This is a genomic window from Cupriavidus sp. 05T313, from assembly GCF_056396665.1.
The window spans coordinates 16549-29302 of the sequence record NZ_JBFTLX010000035.1 but is presented as its reverse complement, the minus strand read 5'-3'; the positions used below and the strand labels follow the sequence as shown (position 1 = coordinate 29302).

9 protein-coding genes are annotated in these 12754 nt (G+C 68.0%); 6 read left to right on the top strand and 3 right to left on the bottom strand.

Annotated elements, in window-relative coordinates; all coding sequences use genetic code 11:
• Window positions 1–112: 112 nt before the first annotated feature.
• On the bottom strand, window positions 113–1978 hold the full coding sequence (locus AC1DKD_RS11050) for a rhodanese-like domain-containing protein (RefSeq protein WP_477143277.1): 1866 nt from the start codon (window positions 1976–1978) through the stop codon (window positions 113–115).
• A 289-nt stretch (window positions 1979–2267) separates the two neighbouring features.
• Here AC1DKD_RS11050 and AC1DKD_RS11045 point away from each other — a divergent pair, with 289 nt between their 5' ends.
• A complete protein-coding gene (locus AC1DKD_RS11045) occupies window positions 2268–4529 on the top strand; it encodes a rhodanese-like domain-containing protein (RefSeq protein WP_477111399.1) in 2262 nt (753 codons plus the stop codon).
• Window positions 4530–4606: 77 nt separating this feature from the next.
• Here the strand turns inward: AC1DKD_RS11045 and AC1DKD_RS11040 are convergent, their stop codons facing one another.
• On the bottom strand, window positions 4607–5611 hold the full coding sequence (locus AC1DKD_RS11040) for a tripartite tricarboxylate transporter substrate binding protein (RefSeq protein ID WP_441632838.1): 1005 nt from the start codon (window positions 5609–5611) through the stop codon (window positions 4607–4609).
• A 279-nt stretch (window positions 5612–5890) separates the two neighbouring features.
• Between AC1DKD_RS11040 and AC1DKD_RS11035 the strand changes: the two genes are divergently transcribed.
• Genes AC1DKD_RS11035 through metC form a run of 5 tightly spaced genes read left to right on the top strand, consistent with a single transcriptional unit; the run spans window position 5891 to window position 10357 of the window.
• On the top strand, window positions 5891–6739 hold the full coding sequence (locus AC1DKD_RS11035; RefSeq protein WP_441632836.1) for a transporter substrate-binding domain-containing protein: 849 nt from the start codon (window positions 5891–5893) through the stop codon (window positions 6737–6739).
• Complete coding sequence (locus AC1DKD_RS11030; protein ID WP_441632834.1) at window positions 6739–7485, top strand: amino acid ABC transporter permease; 747 nt, start codon at window positions 6739–6741, stop codon at window positions 7483–7485. Before AC1DKD_RS11035 ends, AC1DKD_RS11030 begins: the two co-directional genes overlap by 1 nt.
• A complete protein-coding gene (locus AC1DKD_RS11025) occupies window positions 7472–8275 on the top strand; it encodes an amino acid ABC transporter permease (protein WP_441632832.1) in 804 nt (267 codons plus the stop codon). Before AC1DKD_RS11030 ends, AC1DKD_RS11025 begins: the two co-directional genes overlap by 14 nt.
• Entirely contained in the window at window positions 8262–9116 is an 855-nt protein-coding gene (locus AC1DKD_RS11020) for an amino acid ABC transporter ATP-binding protein (RefSeq protein WP_477102723.1), read from the top strand. The genes AC1DKD_RS11025 and AC1DKD_RS11020 overlap by 14 nt, the downstream gene beginning before the upstream one ends.
• Before the next feature lie 32 nt (window positions 9117–9148).
• On the top strand, window positions 9149–10357 hold the full coding sequence (metC, locus tag AC1DKD_RS11015) for a cystathionine beta-lyase (RefSeq protein WP_441632828.1): 1209 nt from the start codon (window positions 9149–9151) through the stop codon (window positions 10355–10357).
• Between the two features lie 217 nt (window positions 10358–10574).
• Here the strand turns inward: metC and AC1DKD_RS11010 are convergent, their stop codons facing one another.
• Entirely contained in the window at window positions 10575–11993 is a 1419-nt protein-coding gene (locus tag AC1DKD_RS11010) for an NCS2 family permease (RefSeq protein WP_441632826.1), read from the bottom strand.
• Window positions 11994–12754: the final 761 nt, after the last annotated feature.

The following is a 12754-nucleotide window of genomic DNA, read 5'->3' as shown; positions in this document are numbered from 1 at the left end:
TTATTGGTAATTATTATTAAATAACAATCAACGGCAGGCGAATTGCCCGCGAGTCGATACCAACGCCCGAGCGCAACGCTTCCGGGGTGGCCAAAGCCAATGGCGAATGATTTCACGCGGTCTTGTGACGGGCCGACGCCAGCGCGGCGGGTGCCGGGATCCGGAAGCGGCCGATCTCGTCCGGCGCGCACTGGGCGATCAGTCCCGTTTCCCAGGCCAGGTAGGCRCGGGCGGCGTCCTTGTTGCCTTCGTGGCGGTCGTGCACGAAGAAAAGGTAGTCGATACGCGTCTCGGGGGGCAGCGGCGTGGGTTCGGTTGCTTCGGGCAGGCCCGCGGCTTGCCAGGTTTGGTAGCCCTCGGCCAGGCGATACACGTGCCGGTAGCCTTCGGCCAGCAGGTCCAGGCCGGCCAGGTTGGCAATATGCGGCTCGCTGGCGATCAGGATGACCGGATGGTCGTGCGTGGCGCCGAGGCGGTCGAGCGTGGCCGGCAGGCGCGGGCGGATCGACCAGGCTGCGCCTTTGGCATGGCCGCGTGCGTATTCGGCGCTGTCGCGCAGGTCGAAGCGCAGCGCATCGGGCGCTTCGGCATACAGAGCGCGCAGCAGGTTGGCGTCGAGCACCGGCAGGGCATGGGCGGGCAGGGTGCGCGGCGGCGCGGGTGCCTTGACGGCGGCATTGACGCCATGGGCCAGCACGGCGCTCTCGTAGCCGATCTGGTGCAGCCAGCTCGCCACCACGGGCGCCCGCACGCCGTCGTCGTCGAACACGATCACGCGGCCGCCGCGTACGCCGATGTACTGGTCGGTGGCCTGCACCAGCTGGCCACCGGGCGCATGCTGTGCGCCGTCGATCGATCCCTGGGCGAATTCCTCCGCGGTGCGGATGTCGAGCAGGTAGGTGGTGCGGCGGTCGTCGTCCAGCCACTGCTGCGCCTGCGTGGCCGACAGCGCGGGCAGCCCGTCGCGCTGCAGCAGCCGGGCCGAGCGCGCACGCGCCTCGGCCAGCTCGCCGGCTGCCGGGGCTGGCGGGTAGCGGCGCTGGCTGCCGTGTTCCAGCGCGTAGTCGGCCAGGTACCAGCCCTGCGTGCCGTTTTCCAGCGCCAGCACCGGATTGGGCAGGCCGAGGTTGCGCAGCGTCTGGGCCCCGATGATGCTGCGCGTGCGCCCGGCGCAGTGCACCACCACGGTGGTCCGTGCATCCGGCAGCAGGGCGGACAGGCGCAAGGCCAGCTCGCCGTTGGGCAGGCTGTGCGCGCCGGGGATGGTCATCTTCTGGTGTTCATCGAAGGTGCGGCCGTCCACCAGTACCAGGGGCTCGCCGGCGGCGCGGCGCGCTACCAGTTCCGCGGCGCTCAGGCGCGGCGTTTCCTGCAGGTGTTCCACCAGTTCGCCAAACGTCTTGGACGGCACGTTGACGCCTTTGAACAAAGTGAAGCCGGCCAGAGCCCAGGCCGGCGCGCCGCCGGCCAGCAGCGTGACGTCCCGGTAGCCCAGCGCCGCCAGCCGTTGCGCGTCGCCGACCACGTGAATGCTGTGGATGTCTTGCGGCAGGAAGCTGATCGGCGTGCCCGGGCGCACCACCAGTTCGCGCTCCAGTTCGATGCTGGCCCGCTCGGGGTTGCTGCCGTCGTCGGTGCGGCGGTAGACGCGGTTGAGTTCATCGCCCTGCACGGCCACGATCACGGCCCAGGTGTCGTGGTTGTGCGGGATGGTTTTCTTGCCCGGCACGATCGAGTTGAGGTAGAGCGCCGGCAACTGGCCTTCCTCGCTCAGGCGGTAGCGGGTGGAGGTGGTGGCGCCATCGCCGGGCGGCGGAAAGTCGGCAAAGCCGAACAGGTCCTTGCGGCTGGCCAGGTTCTGCAGGACCGCGGCGACCTGTGCCAGCGTGGCGCGGTCGATGTCGCGCTGCGCGGTCAGTGCGCGGACCTCGGCAAGGGTGGTGGCAATGGCGGCAGTGCGCTGGTTCCGGGTCGTCATGGGGAGTCCTTGGTCGGTGCGAAGCCGCGGCGGGTGGCGGCAGGCCTTTACTCTAAGGAATACGAGGCTGCGCAAGAACGAACAATATCGACGATGCATATGCGAAGCCGTGCCGGCGGGCGAAGCGCACCCATGCGCGGCGGCCACGGCATAACGATCTGCGATCTGATTCGTTAGCCGGCGGCGCAACTTCTCTTAGGCTCTAGTGTCCGGTGCGCGGGCAAGCCATTGGCCGCGCAAGCCGCGCACTGTCCCCGCACTCTCCCAGCATTCACGAAAATCCCTCGCCATGACCATTACCGACCTGACCCAGACCCTTGTCGATGACGCGGCCGCCGGCGACGTAAGCGATGCCCGCGCCGCCGCCGTCGCGGCCTTTATCGCCCGCGCCCGCAAGATCGCCGCCCGCCAGGCCGCCGACAGGGCGCCGCTGGCCGCGCTGGCCGACGAACTGGTGGCGCTGGCCGGCCAGGCGCACCTGTTCCCGCCCGAGCACTTCCCCGTGGACACGGCACGGCCCGCCGCGATCTACCGGCTGGCGGAAGATCCGGACGGCGGCTTCGCGCTGTTCGCTTCCGCCGGCCTGCCCGGCAAGGCGCAGCCGCCGCACGACCACACCACCTGGGCGGTGATCGCCGGGGTGCGCGGCGTCGAGCGCAATGTCATCTTCCACCGCAGCCAGGGCAGCAGGCCCGGCCAGGACACGCTGGAGCCGCTGCGCCAGCTCGACGTGCGCGCGGGCAATGCCATCACCTTGTCGCCAGCCGATGTGCATACCATCGAGCTGACCGGCGACACGCCCGGGCTGCACCTGCACTTCTACGGCCTCACGCTGACCCGCCTCGCCGCTCGCGTGAAGTTCGAGCCCGTGCCCGAGGACGGCACCCAGTACACCTGCCGCACCTTTGCCGCGCCGGCGCTGATCCGCCATCCGCTGGTGAGCCCGGCCGCGCTCAAGCGCGCCATTGCAGCGGGCGAGGAACTGGCCGTGCTGGACGCGCGCGAAGAAGGTGCATTCTCGCGCGAGCACCTGCTGTTCGCGGTGCCCGCGCCGCTGGGCCGGCTCGAGACCACGATCGACCGCCTGGTGCCGCGCCGGACTACGCGCATCGTCGTGACGGACCTGGCGGAAGATATCGCCCACGCGGCCGCGGCCAAGCTGCTGCGTTTCGGCTATACGAACGTCTCCGTGCTGGAAGGCGGCACGCGCGCCTGGCAGGCGGCGGGCTATGAGGTATTCAGCGGCACCAACGTGCCAAGCAAGGCCTTCGGCGAGGTGATCGAGCATGAGCTGCGCACGCCGTGGATCACCGCCGAGACGCTCAGGCTCTACCAGGAGCGCGGCGACAACGTGGTGGTGGTGGACAGCCGCCCCTTCACGGAATTCCAGAATATGAGCATTCCCGGCGCGGTCGACTGCCCCGGCGCGGAACTGGTCTACCGCATCGGCGAGATCGCGCCCGATCCCGCCACGCTGGTGGTCGTCAATTGCGCCGGCCGCACGCGCAGCATCGTGGGCGCGCAGACGCTGATCAACGCGGGCATTCCCAATCGCGTGGTGTCGCTCAAGGACGGCACCATGGCCTGGCTGCTGGCGGGCTACAAGCTGGACCACGGCCAGACCCGCTTCGCGCCGCAGCCGTGCGATGCGGCCCAGGCGGCCGCGCGCGAGCGTGCGGCGCGGGTGGCCGAACGCGCCGGCGTGCGGCATATCGATGCGGCGCAGCTGGCCGCCTTCGAGCAGCAAGCCGGCGCACGCACGCTGTACCGCTTCGACGTGCGCTCGCCCGAGGAATACGCGGCAGGGCACCTGCCCGGCTGGCGCAGCGCGCCCGGCGGGCAACTGGTGCAGGCCACCGACGCCTACGCCGGCACCCGCCGCGCCCGCATCGTGCTGGCCGACTGGGATGGCGTGCGCGCGCAGATCACGGCCGCGTGGCTGGCGCAGTTCAGCGGGCATGAGGTCTACCTGTTCCGTCCCGCGCCGCTGGCGCCGCGCGAGTCCGGGCCGGAGCCCGTGCGCGTACTGCGTGCCTCCGAGGTGGAGGCGCCCTGGATCGAGGTGGCATCGCTCGCCGAGTTGCAAGCGCGGGGCGGGGTAAGCGTGGCCGACGTGGACAGCAGCCTTGCATTCCGCCGCGGCCATGTGCCTGGCGCCTGGTTTGCCACACCGGAGAAGGTGGCGCTGGTGCTGGAGCACGGGGAGGCCGAAGACATCATCGTCGTGACGTCATCGGACGGCGTGCTGGCGCAGGCGGTTGCGGCAGAGTTGCGCCGCACCAGCGGGCGCGACGTGCGGGCACTGCTCGGCGGCAATGCGCGCTGGCAGGCGTTGGGCCTGCCTGTTGAACCGGCGGGGGCGGGTAGCGCTGCCGCGGCGCGCGTGCTGACCGGTGACGAAGACGCGTGGTACAGCGCTTATGCCTATGAGGACGAGAACCGCCGCAAGGCGGAGATGCATGCCTACCTGAACTGGGAGATCGGCCTGGTCGATCAGCTGGAACGCGATGGCGATCTGCCGGTGCGGCTGGTGGACTATCGGCAGGGCTGAGCGCGGGGAGAGGGCGCGCGCGCCATATACCGCCATACCGATAGCGCTCACATCACGTGAGCGCTTTCCCTCCCGCCTCAACGCAACGAAATCCCCGAAGCCGCGATCACGGAAGCGTACTTCGGCAAATCGCGCGACAGCGTAGCGTCCAGCTCCTGCGCCGACGAACCCACCACCACATATCCCGCATCCTCCAACTGCCCACGCGTGGCCGGCACATTGAGCACCGCCGCCACATCGCGGCTGATGCGCTCCACCACCTGCGTCGGCGTGGCCGAGGGCGCGATCAGCCCCTGCCAGCTCTCCACCGCAAAGCCGGCGGCCCCGGCTTCCGCCATGGTCGGCACTTGCGGCAGTGCCTTCGAACGATAAGGCGTCGTGACCGCCAGCGCCGTCAGGCGCCCTGAGCGCACGTAGTCCGTGACCGCCGCCAGCGTGATCAGCGTGGCATCGATATGCCCGCCCAGCAAGTCCACCGTGGCGGGTGCGCCACCGGCATACGGAATGTAGTTGACCTTGATGCCGACCTGCCGCGACAGCATTTCGTGCGCGACGTGGGCTATGCCGCCGTTGCCCGGCAGGCCAAGCGTCAGTTCGCCTGGCTTCTTGCGCGCGAGCGCGATGTAATCCTGGAGACTGCGCACGCCCAGGTCCGGCCGCGCCACCAGGATCTGCGGATTGACCACCGCCTTGCTCACGCCGCGAAACGCATGGCCCGTGTCATAGGGCAGCGTCTTGAACAGCGAGGCATTCAGCGTCACGCCTTCCCCGCCCAGCAGCAGCGTATGGCCGTCAGGCCTGGCCCTTGCCACCTGTGCCGCGCCCAGGGTGCCGCTGGCGCCAACCACGTTTTCCACCACTACCGGCTGCCCCCATTTCTCGCTGAGCTTGAGGGCCAGCGTGCGCGCGAGCTTGTCGGCGCTGCCGCCGGGAGCCACCGGCACCACGATGCGCACGGGACGCGAGGGAAAGGCCTCCGCGGCTTGCGTGGCGTGGCTGTGGAACGGAACGCCTGCGATGGCTGCCACGCCGGCAGCGACAGGAAGGCAGGAGAGGGTGCGGAGCACAGTGCGGCGTTGCATGGGATGTGGCCGGAGGCGAATCGAGCGCAAAGCTTAGAAAGCGCGGCGGGCAAGGCCAACGAATCTTTCCGCGCATGGATATGCGGTGTGGCCCGGCCTGGCGGCACTGCGACCGGCAACGCGCAGCGCATAACGATGGGCTCAATGATTCGTTCCGTGTTCATCGGCGCATGGGTACAGTTTGCTGACCGCATGGCGCACCGGACGCTCCAGCCAGCCCCTCCGGCGGCATGCCATTCGCGCAAGACACGACTTCGCCTACAAGAACTCGAACACACCATGACCCGTATCTTTCCCCTGCGTTCCCCGCGTCCCATCGTCCTCGCCGCTGCCATGCTGGCAGGTACCTTCCTCGCCGGCGCCGCCCATGCCGACGCCACGCTCGACAAGATCCGCCAGCGCGGCAGGATCGTGGTCGGCGTCATGCTGTCCGGCAGCGCTTTCGGCTCGATCGATCCCGCCACGCAGAAACCCGTGGGCTTTAACGCGGAGCTTGCGCAGGATCTCGCCAGGCAACTCAACGTGGAGCTGGAAACGGTGCAGGTGCAGCCCTCCAACCGCGTGCAGTTCCTGCAGCAAGGCAAGGTCGATGTGCTGATCGCATCGATGGAATACAACGCCGATCGCGGCGAGCAGCTCGGCCACGTGCCCACGCCTTACTACCGCGTGGGCGGCGCCGTGATCGTGCCCAGGCAGAGCGATATCCGCCGCTGGGAAGACCTCAAGGGCAAGACGGTCTGCATCTCGCAAGGCAGCAGCTATACGCGGCCGGTACAGGTGGAATACGGCGCCATCCCGAAGGGCTTCAAGGGCTCGGCGGAATCGCTGCTGGCCCTGCGCGGCGACAACTGCGCCGGCGCCGTGCACGACAACACGCTGCTGCAACCGCTGGTGCGCGGCAATCCCGAGTGGCAGAACTACCGCATCGTGCTGCCGGAACTGAACCCCGCGCCCACCGTGATCTGGACCCGCAAGGGCGAGCAGGACACCATCCAGGCCGTCGACCGCATCGTGCAGAACTGGCATCGCAGCGGCTGGCTGGTGGCTACCGAGAAGAAGGCCGGCATCCAGCCGCCTTCGCCTGCGCTGACCGAACTGCACGACAAGTTCAAGGGCGGCCGTTCCTGATGGATGCAGCGATTGCCTGGGGGATCGAGGTGGCGCGCCGCTTCGGCCTGAACTATGCATTTCTTGCCGATGCCTATGACCGCGCTTCCTTCGTGCATGGCGCATGGGTCACCGTGCAACTGGTGGTCTGCGCGCTGGCCGGCAGCCTGGTGGCGGGGGTGGCCATGGCGGCGTTGCTGACTTCGCGCCGGCCATTGCTGGCCGGTGCCACGCGCGCCTTTGTGGAGGTCACGCGCAATACGCCCACGCTGGTGCAGCTCTATTGCGCCTTCCTCGTGCTCAATATGCTGATCACCCATGCCTTGCAGGATGCGCAGCGGAGCAATCCGCTCACCCCGTTCCTGTGGGTGGTGGTGGTGCTGTCGCTGCACAAGGGTGTGTTCCATGCCGAAGCCTTGCGCGCGGGCATCGAAGCGGTGCCCAGGGTCACGCTGGAGGCGGCGGCCTCGCTCGGCTTCGACCGCCGCACCTTGCTGTGGCGGGTGCAGTTGCCGCTGGCGGTGCGCTTCGCGCTGCCTGCCCTGGTCAACAACTCCGTGGATCTGGTCAAGGCCACGGCGGTGGCGTCGGCCATTGCCGTGGGCGATATCACCTATGCCTCCATCATGATCTGGACCCAGCGCGATAACGTGCTGGAACTGATGGTGCTGTTGCTGCTGTTTTTTGGCCTGCTGACCTGGGTGGTCAGCCAGGCCGGCAACTGGCTGGAACTTCGGCTGAGGATGCCCGGCTATGGCGACCGCTGATTCCATTTTCCGCGGCGCGCCGGCATGGCCGCGCGTGGGCCGCTTCGCCAGCCTGCTGTGGCTCCTGCCGCTCGTGGCGGTGGCGCTGGCCGCCACCCGCCATCCGGACCTGGCGCGGGCGCTGGCCAGCGCGTGGCAATGGTCGCCGGCGCTGGCGCGCGGCTTCCTGGTCAATATCGGCGTGAGCCTGCTGGCGATCGCGCTGGGCACCGCTGGCGGGCTGCTGGTCGGCGCGCTGCGGCTGTCGCCGCTGGCGCTGCTGTGGCGCCCGGCGCAGCTTTATGTGCAGGTGTTCCGCAATGCGCCGTGGCTGGTGCTGATCTACTTCTCCACCTATGTCTTTCCGTTCGAGCTGAACATCGGCAGCCATATCGTGCCGTTCCCGGACTGGCTCAAGGTGGTGGTGGGACTGGCGCTGCCGGCCAGCGCCAATGTGGCCGAGGTGCTGCGTGGCGCGGTGCAGTCGATCCCGCTCACGCAGTGGGAGGCGGCCAGCTCGATGGCGTTCTCGCGCTGGCAGATCCTGCGGCTGATCGTCGGGCCGCAGTGCGTGCGGCGCATGCTGCCGCCATGGATGAACCTGTACGCCACACTCACCATGAGCACCGCGCTGGCTTCGCTGGTGGGCGTGCACGATTTGCTCGATACCGCGCAGATCGCCAGCAATACCGTCAACCAGACCGCTTTTACCGTGCTGATCTACTTCATCGTGCTGGCGATGTTCTTTGCCTGGTGCTACCCGATCTCGCGCTTCACCCGTTTCCTGGAACAAAAACATGCTGTTGCCTGAACATAGCGGCGGACCCGTGTTGTCCGCGGTCCCCACGCCAGCGCCGCTGGTTGCGCTGCGCGACGTGCACCTCGCGTTCGGCGGCAACGCGGTGCTCAAGGGCATCGACCTGGAAGTGCGGCGCGGGCAGGCGGTGTCCATCATCGGCCCGTCGGGCTCGGGCAAGTCCACCATCCTGCGTTGCATGACGGGCCTGCTGGCCCCGCAGCAGGGCACGGTGACGGTGGGCGGCGTGGCGGTGCGCGAGCTGCGCAGCGAGGCCGAGCGCATCGCGCTGCGCAAGCGSGTGGGCTTTGTCTTCCAGCAGTACAACCTGTTTCCGCACCTGACCGTGYTGCAGAATCTCACCATCGCGCCACTGCGCGTGCTGGGGCGTGGCCGGGCCGAGGCCGAGGCTACCGCCATCGAGCTGCTGCGCAAGGTGCGCCTGGCCGACAAGGCGGGCGCCTATCCGGGCGAGCTTTCCGGTGGCCAGCAGCAGCGCGTGGCGATTGCCCGCGCGCTGGCGATGGAGCCCGAGCTGATCCTGTTCGATGAGGTGACTTCAGCGCTGGACCCGGAAACGGTGGGCGAGGTGCTGAACGTGATCAGCGACCTGGTGGCGGAGGGCCTGACCTGCCTGCTGGTCACGCATGAAATGCGCTTTGCCGAGGAGATCAGCGACGAAGTGTATTTCACCGAGAGCGGGCGGATCGTCGAGCATGGCCCGGCGCGCCGCATCTTCAGCGAACCGCGCAGCGAGCGCACGCGCGCCTTTCTCAACCGCGCGCTGGGCGCAGCGCCGCGCGTGGCGGCCGATCCCTTCGTCTTCTCTTTCGACAAGCTGCGCTTTGCTGTTTGAGCGCCGCCCGGTCCAATCCCCATCGAAGAACCATGAGCCATCATCGCGATACCCAACTGATCCACGCCGGCACGCCGCCCTTCAGCCAGGGCCACGGTCCGGTCAATGTGCCGGTGGTGCGGACCAGCACCGTGCGTTTCGAGAATACCGACGCCTACGACGATATCCGTGCCCGCCATGCGCGCGGCGAGCGCGTCAGTTCCTACGGCCGGCAGGGCATGGACACGCATCGCGCGCTGGAAGACGCAATTGCCGCGCTGGAAGGCGGCAACCGTACCTTCCTTGCGCCTTCCGGGCTGGCGGCGATCTCGCTGACGTTCCTGGCGCTGCTCTCGCCCGGCGATCATGCGCTGGTGGCGGACAGCGTCTACGCGCCGGTGCGCCGTCTGGAGCAGACGCTGCTGCGCCGCCTGGGCATCGAGGTCAGCTATTTCTCGCCCAGCCAGCACGATGTGGACGCGCTGATCCGTCCGAATACGCGCCTGCTTTACCTGGAGTCGCCCAGTTCGCTGTTGTACGAGGTGCTGGACCTGCCGCGCCTGTCGCAGATCGCGCACCGGCATGGGGTGGTGGTTGCCGCCGACAATACCTGGGCGTCCGGTCACGTGCTGCAGCCGCTGGCGCTGGGCGTGGATATATCGATCCTGGCCTCGACCAAATATATCAGCGGCCATTCCGACCTGATGCAGGGCGCGGTGGTGGTCAGGGATGAAGCGCTGGCGCACCGGATTGCCGATACCCACGATAGCTTCGGGCTGGCCATCGGCGCGGACGATGCCTACCTGGCGCTGCGCGGCATCCGCACGCTGGCGGTACGGCTGGCGCAGCATCATCGCAACGCGCTGGCGGTGGCGCGGTTCCTGGAAGCGCATGAGGCGGTGGGGCGGGTTTTCTACCCGGCCTTGCCCTCGGACCCCGGTCATGCGCTGTGGCGGCGGGATTTCTCGGGCGCCAACGGGCTGGTGTCGTTCGCGTTGCCCGGCGCCGATGCGGCGGCGGCGCGCAAGCTGGTGGATTCGCTGCGCTTGTTCGGGCTGGGGGCTTCCTGGGGCGGGTATGAAAGCCTGGTGCAGGTGGCCGCGCCGGAACGGCTGGCGACGCATTCGTACTGGCGAGGCACCGAGCCGGTGATCCGCCTGCATATCGGCCTGGAAGCGTCCGAGGATTTGATCGCTGACCTGGAGCAGGGGCTGGAATTGGCATTGCGGGCGGCATTGCCGCAACGGCGCGCGGCGGCCTGAGCCTGGCGGCCAGCGCCTTGCGCGCGGTCACGCGGTCATTCGGGGCGAGGCTGCGCAAAAAAAGAAGCGGGACGGGAATTTGCCCGCTTCGCAAAAAAGCCAGTGTCATCGTTGCRCTGGCTTTCAGTACCCACTGGCGTGGCGGCACCGCGCGGCCATCAGCCCGCGCGGTGCCGCCTGCATCAACGGCCGCGGCGCGCGCCGCGGCCGTCAAGCCTCAGATGGCCCATCCGCCGCCGTAGAACACGGCCAGTGCCAGCGCGATGCTGACGGTTCCCACATTGAGCTTGCGGAACTCGCCGGCCACGACGCGGCCGATCACCAGGGTGCAGAAGCCGAGCATGATGCCGGTGACGATATTGCAGGTCAGCACGATAAAGACCGCGCATACCAGCCCGGCCATGGCGTCGACCATGTCGTCCATATGCAGCTTGCTGACGCTGCTGAGCATCAGCAGTCCCACGTACATCAGCGCGGGAGCGGTGGCGTACGAAGGCACCAGTCCGGCCAGCGGCGAGAAGAAGATCACCGCCAGGAAGAGCAGGCCCACTACCACCGCGGCCAGGCCGGTCTTGGCGCCGGCGGCTACGCCTACGCTTGATTCGATGTAGGCCGCGGCGGGCGCGCCACCGAAAAAGGCCGAGAAGATCGAGCTCAGCGAATCCGTGGTCAGGGCACGGCCGCCGTTGGGGATCTGGCCTTTCGCATCGAGCTGGCCGGCCTGGCCGGCAACCGCGCGGATCGTGCCGGTGGCATCGAACACGGCGGTCATCACCAGTGCCAGCACGCTGGGCAGCACCGCCAGCGACAGCGCGCCCTTGATGTCCATGGAGCCGATCAGCGTGGCATGGCCCGGCGCGCTCAGCGCGGGCAGGGCGAACACGCCGGAGAACTTGACGGCAGGGTCGAAGGCCAGGCCCAGCGCGGAGATCGCGACGATCACCAGCAGGATGCCGCCGGGCACCTTGCGGCGTTCGAGCCCGAAGATCGCGGCCAGGCCAAGGATCGACATCACCACCGGGAACGCCGTGATCTTGCCCAGCGCAACGGGCAGGCCGGCGCCCGGATTCTTGATCACGAGCCCCACGTCGTTGGACGCGATCAGCAGCAGGAACAGACCGATGCCGATCCCCGTGCCGTGCGCCACGCCGGATGGCAGGTTGCGCAGGATCCAGGAGCGCACCCCGGTCACGGAAATGGCGGTGAACACCACGCCCATCAGGAAGATCGCACCCAGCGCGACGGCCGGGGAGAGACCCTGCCCGAGCACCAGCCCGAAGGCAGTGAACGCGGTCAGCGAGATGGCGCAGCCGATGGCGATCGGCAGCCTGGCCCACACACCCATCAGCAAGGAGCCGAAGGCCGCGGTCAGGCAGGTGGCGACGAATACGGCACTGGAGTCAAAGCCCGCCTTGCCGAGCATGCCCGGCACCACGAACACGGAATACACCATGGCCATGAACGTGGTGACGCCGGCAAGCGCCTCGCGCCGGCCAGTGCTGCCGCGCGCACTGATCTGGAAGTAGCGGTCAAGGAAGCCATTGACTTCGATGGCCTCGATGGTGTCGATGGCCTTGGCCTCGATCGCTTCGGTACCGGGGGCGGCGGCACGGCCGGGGAACGGCTGCTCAAGCATGGCGGAGTGTCTCCTTTGTGGTGCACTGGGGCGGCGGCTACGCCGCTCGTATTCCAGGCTGTCTCGCTTTTTCGTTGTCGTTACCGGGGCAGGTCTGCGGGCCGCCGCGCACTGGGTTGTGTCGCGTCCGGCACTGCATTTGCCGCGGTACGTCGCTGTCGGCCGGATCTTCGCCACTCCGTGCTGGTGGTGCCGGTCCGACATGGCGCAAGACTAAGGGAGGCGCAGGATTCGTTCATAACGGCGCAGACATGCCTGTTATTGGGATTTGGATATATGTGAGGTGTCCCGCGGATCCCCGGTGGTGGGGGCGCAAGTCCGTGAGTTGTGGCTGCTGGCGGGTGGGCGGGCGACGATGAATGCGGTGGGGGTGGGGATGTGGCTCGGTTAGTCAGGAGTGCACTTACGTGCGGTATCGGATCTGCTGGCTTTTGTTTGAGGGGGGCCGATTCTACCAGTGGATACTGAGGTGGGCGTTGGGGTGGAGTTGGCTTTTGTGCGCAAAAGCCATATGGTATTCCGCTGCGTGGGATATCGATCACTTCTTACATTGGCGCGTCGGCAAAAGAATGGCGAAAAGCAAGACGACCCTACCGGGGCACGGGCTCTACAGTTCGGCTTTCYCTGCCTCGGCGTCGGAAGTCGGCACCAGACCGGCATCCTGTCGCCAACGCCCACGGATGCGCCCGACGTGGCATTCGAACCATGACCGCGAATGCGGGCCTGTCGGCCGCCGCGCCGGAGAACCGGGGTCATCATCC